The sequence below is a fragment of the Streptomyces spongiae genome (assembly GCF_009377185.1).
Taxonomy (GTDB): domain Bacteria; phylum Actinomycetota; class Actinomycetes; order Streptomycetales; family Streptomycetaceae; genus Streptomyces; species Streptomyces spongiae.
The window spans coordinates 1-1,415 of sequence record NZ_VJZC01001055.1; the positions used below are offsets into that span (position 1 = coordinate 1).

At 72.1% G+C, this 1,415-nt stretch carries 1 protein-coding gene; it reads right to left on the reverse strand.

The window, feature by feature from the left end; translation table 11 throughout:
• Positions 1 to 14: 14 nt before the first annotated feature.
• Positions 15 to 1,415 (reverse strand): N,N-dimethylformamidase beta subunit family domain-containing protein (locus FNH08_RS50065; RefSeq protein WP_228034873.1); only part of this gene is annotated, 1,401 nt, incomplete at its 5' end.

Sequence of the window (1,415 nt, forward strand, 5' to 3'; positions counted from 1 at the left end):
GGGTCCGGAGGGGGTCATTCCCGTTTACAGATGCGGTCGAGGAGGTTGGCGGTCGCCCGTTGGACACGGGTGTCGACGTGGCCGGGGCGGTCGAGGGCCGGGGACCAGGCGAACGTTCCGGACGCGAAGACCCAGGCACCGGAGGGGGTCCGGTAGAGGGAGGTCTCCTGGTGGCGGACGACTCCCTCGCTGTCCGGGTACGGGGAGTGCGCGAGAAGGATGCGGCCCTGGTGCTCGGGGAGCGGGGCGCGCGGGAAGTAGCGGTCGGCCTCGCCCGCGACCATGCCGTCCAGCTCGTCGCCCTCCTGTGCGCCCGTCGCCTCCCAGATCCAGTGGTCCGCGTTGCGGACGACCAGCGGGTGGGGGTCGGGCACCCTCCCCGCGTACTGGATACCGATCACTTCCTGCTCAGGACGGTCGATCTCGCGCCACAGGACGGGCTTTCCCGGCCCCCTCCGCTTACGGCAGGTCAGCAGGCGGTCGGGGACACCGGACGGGGACGGGGCCAACTCCACCTGCCAGTACATGGTGTTGGCGGAGAGGAAGACGAGGGAGGTGCCCTGCTCGCGGGCGAGTTCCGTGGTACGGCGCATGGCGTGCGACCAGTACTCGTCGTGCCCGGGGAAGACCAGGCCCCGGTAGCGGGTGGGGTCGACGCGGCCGGCGTGCAGGTCGCGGGCGTCGGCGTAGGCGAGGTCGTAGCCGTAGCGCTCGGCCCAGCGGATGAAGTCGTAGGCGTGGCCGACGTGGAGGGGGAGGCCCGCGCCCGCGTACGGCCGGTCGAAGGAGACCGTGGTCGCCGCGTCCGACTCGCCCAGCAGACGGCCGTCCTCGTCCCAGGCGTGGTACAGGCTGGCGCCGGTGCGGCCGTCCTCCGGGTAGAGGTTGTACGCCTGCCAGGTGATGTCCGGCAGGACGAGGAGCAGGTCGGCCGGGTGGTTGTCGCGGATGGTGAACGGGACGTGGGAGCGGTAGCCGTCAGCCGTGGTGAGGACGGCCACGTACGCGCCGATCTTCCAGTAGCTCGGGACCTGCAGACGCCAGGAGAGCCACCAGTGGTGGCAGGAGACCGTGCGGTCGGCGGTGAGCGGCGGGGGCTGGACGATGCCGGAGAGGCGGGGGCTGGTGGTGACCTTGCTGGCGCCGTCGCCCCCGTAGTGCCCGATCCGGTAGATGTCGACGCTGAACTCCTGCGGCGGGTCCACGGTGATGTGGAAGTCGATCGACTCACCGGGGACCGTGGCGCCGGTCGTCGTGAATCCCTTGATCTGGCGGTTCACGTCGTCGGCGGCGCGGGGGCCGTTGACGTGGGTGCGCTCGGTCCGGGGGCGGGGGACCCGGGTGCCGCGGGCTCCCTTGTGTGGCGTTGAGCCGGGCGGGGCCCCTGGCGGGGAGCCGGGTGGGGAGCCAGGTGG